Genomic DNA, 2,901 nt, shown 5'->3' on the forward strand with positions numbered 1-2,901 from the left:
CATCAATGCATGAGGGAATAAATTTCAAATACTCACTTTTTATTAGTAAGCGTCCGTGTTTGGCTAAACTTAAGAGGCGATCCATAGGCATTTCCATTTCCCAGTATACGCACTCACTATCTTTTGGGTTGCTGGCATGAAAATTAAGGGTGCCATCCATGTAGATATACCTGAGTGTTCCCAGCATTTCAGGTTTTACAGGCAGGGGAAGGTCATGGTTTTCTGCCCGCTCTTTGAGCCAGGTTAACTGGGCAATCATTCGCCCTTCAGGTCGGTTATCCGTTGATTGATAGCCATGAAGTTTGGTAAGTAATAGATTACAATTAGATATAATATCAAGCCGCTGTTCATTAGTGTTGGGCATTATATTTTTCCACATTGGTATTTATCTGCCAAATCTTGAATGAGTTTTATCAGTCCACCGTTGAATATGAATTGCTCAGAAAAGCTGATCTCTTGGGGGAAATAAATTATTTCACTGGATAAATTCCTATTACGGCGGGATCTGTTAACGATTGAGTAACCTGGAATACCTGGTCCGTCATAAGCCATGGCTCGCTTTATACATAACATTTCACCATCGATACATTGATCATTTGTTACCATTGCTCCTGAGTGTAGGCCTCCATTTTCAGGTGCTTTCCTGAAATCGATTAATGCTTCAATAAACCAGGCTAGGAACTGTAATGGGAAATCTGTTTGATAAGACCTGAAACTTATAGAGCCATCATCTAGCTTTTTTGTACGATGTTCCAAAATTGATAGGTGATTTATATTATTTACAAATACGTATTTTATGTTTTGATTCACTGAATCCTGAATTTCACCTAGTTTTATAGCATAATTTTCTAGATCCTTAATGTTAGTAAGATCTGGGAGTTGTTTTAGTTGTGGATATTGGGGATTCACTCTTGTCATATATTCTCTACTTAGTTATGTAAGTAATAGCATTTACTTGTTGAAGTTGATTCAAATTAATCAGCCTTCTTTTGAAGTGAAATTCCTCCACTTGAAGTGATAAAATTATAATTAGGTCCTTAGTTGATTATATACAATCTTACTTTATTAAATATTTTCTTATATCATCTTCAGCATGTTTTGGTGTTAACCATGAGTCAGGCCTAGTCCCATTAAATATATAATTGTCTATAATTTTGAATAGATTTGCTGCATTTTTAATGTCAGTTAGTGATGAATCTGATTTTATAAATCCGTTATAGTTAGGTATATAATTGCGAAACGGTAGCGTTAATTTATTTTCTTCGCTTAACGTCCTTATTGTTTTTAACTCATCAATAAATTTTAACTCGTGCGGGAGAAGTGTTCTAGTAGGATTACCAAGTAGTTTTAATAGTGAGTTTATACATAATAGAATAAATTTAAAGTAATCATTTTTTATCAATAATTTGCCGTTTCTTGTTACGTTTAATAGTTTCCGCATTGGAAGCTCAATTTCGTTGTATATGTATTTCATATCGTTTGGCTTACTTGCATAACAGCTTAGTGTTCCGTCGGTGTATATATATCTTAAGGTACTTAACATTTCAGGTTTTACTGGTAGCTCAAGTTGATTTGCTTCAGCTCTTTTTTTTAGCCAAGTAAGTTGAGCGACCATCCGTTCTTCAGGGGTATTATTTCCTGAGCTAAAGGGCTCGAATTTTAGCAGTAGTATGTTGCAGTTATCGATCACATCAAGCCGCTGTTCATTAGTGTTGGGCATTATATTTCTCCACCTTGGTATTTATCTGCCAAATCTTGAATGAGCTCTAGCAGTCCACCGTTGAATATGAATGACTCTGAAAAATTGATTCTTTGAGGTATATGGTCATTCTCTATGAATGGGTCTCTTTCGCTTCGCGAACGGTTTAAAAAGGCATAGCCTGGATCATTTTCTTCTCTTGAACCCATTGTTCGTTGAATACAAAGCATTTCACCGTCTACATTTTGGTCTGCGCTGGTCATCACCCCAGAGTGTAGCCCGCCTTCCGATGCTGTTTTTTGAAATTCAGTTAAGGAATATGCAAACCAGGGTAGAAACCCCAGAGGGAAATCGTTTTGAACACAGAAATAATCGGTTCCATTTTTTAGGCGTAAATAGCGAGGTGTTACGATCGTTAAATGATCCGCATTTTTTACGAATAAGTAAAATAGTGTCGGATGAACCGAGTCTTGAATTCGAGCAAGCTCAATTGCTCCGGCCGGTAAGTGATTATGATTGGTAACTTCGGGGAGTTGGGACTTTAAGGGTACTTAGGTTTTCGTAATGTCATGCTTTACCTTTATTCATTTACAAAATGTGGCGGCAGCCTGGAGGGCAGTAAGGACAACTTCAAACAACGCGCCGCTACCAATTTATGCCCATTCCAGTTCATACTGAGCACTGGTGAAATCACGGGCGAAGTTGTCTGACAACGGCTACCGCACAGCCCATGGTTATTTGGCTGTAGGGCAATTTAAAACACGTTTATCTGTAATTTTTTATTACAGAGTGAAATACGACTTCACTTCTCTTTCCGCATCGTCAGGAGTCAGCCAGCTGTCTGGTCTTACACCATTAAAAATTAAATCGTCTACGATCTTAAATAACGGTTTGATATTTTTGATGTCAACCAGAGAAGATCTAGCTTTAATAAAACTTTTGAATTGTGGTATGTAAGACATAAGAGGAAGTTTGATTTCTTTTCCTGAAATTAACTTTTTTAATTGTTTTATGTCTTCACTAAATGCCAATTCATTGGGTATTAACTTTCTTTGAGAACGGCTTAACTGAAATAGCAAGGCATCAATGCATGAGGGAATAAATTTCAAATACTCACTTTTTATTAGTAAGCGTCCGTGTTTGGCTAAACTTAAGAGGCGATCCATAGGCATTTCCATTTCCCAGTATACGCACTCACTATC

General features: G+C 36.9%; 5 protein-coding genes. All 5 read right to left on the minus strand.

Annotation, left to right across the window (positions count from 1 at the left end):
- A partial coding sequence (locus tag EIZ48_RS27825) for a hypothetical protein (protein WP_160658607.1) occupies positions 1-364 on the minus strand: 364 nt, incomplete at its 3' end.
- A complete protein-coding gene (locus EIZ48_RS27830; RefSeq protein WP_160658608.1) occupies positions 364-918 on the minus strand; it encodes a hypothetical protein in 555 nt (184 codons plus the stop codon). The genes EIZ48_RS27830 and EIZ48_RS27825, both read right to left, overlap by 1 nt.
- Before the next feature lie 139 nt (positions 919-1,057).
- Positions 1,058-1,720 (minus strand): hypothetical protein, encoded by a 663-nt coding sequence (locus EIZ48_RS27835; RefSeq protein WP_160658610.1) that lies wholly within the window; start codon positions 1,718-1,720, stop codon positions 1,058-1,060.
- On the minus strand, positions 1,720-1,965 hold the full coding sequence (locus EIZ48_RS27840; protein ID WP_160658612.1) for a hypothetical protein: 246 nt from the start codon (positions 1,963-1,965) through the stop codon (positions 1,720-1,722). Before EIZ48_RS27840 ends, EIZ48_RS27835 begins: the two co-directional genes overlap by 1 nt.
- A gap of 516 nt (positions 1,966-2,481) precedes the next feature.
- The coding region (locus tag EIZ48_RS27845) for a hypothetical protein (protein WP_205298631.1) at positions 2,482-2,901 on the minus strand (420 nt) is incomplete at its 5' end.

This window comes from Photobacterium alginatilyticum, from assembly GCF_009910675.1.
GTDB lineage: Bacteria > Pseudomonadota > Gammaproteobacteria > Enterobacterales > Vibrionaceae > Photobacterium > Photobacterium alginatilyticum.

Coding starts and splice junctions, on each gene's coding strand:
- EIZ48_RS27835 (WP_160658610.1), bottom strand. CDS start 1,720: ATGCCCAACACTAATGAACAGCGGCTTGATGTGATCGATAACTGCAAC.
- EIZ48_RS27830 (WP_160658608.1), bottom strand. CDS start 918: ATGACAAGAGTGAATCCCCAATATCCACAACTAAAACAACTCCCAGAT.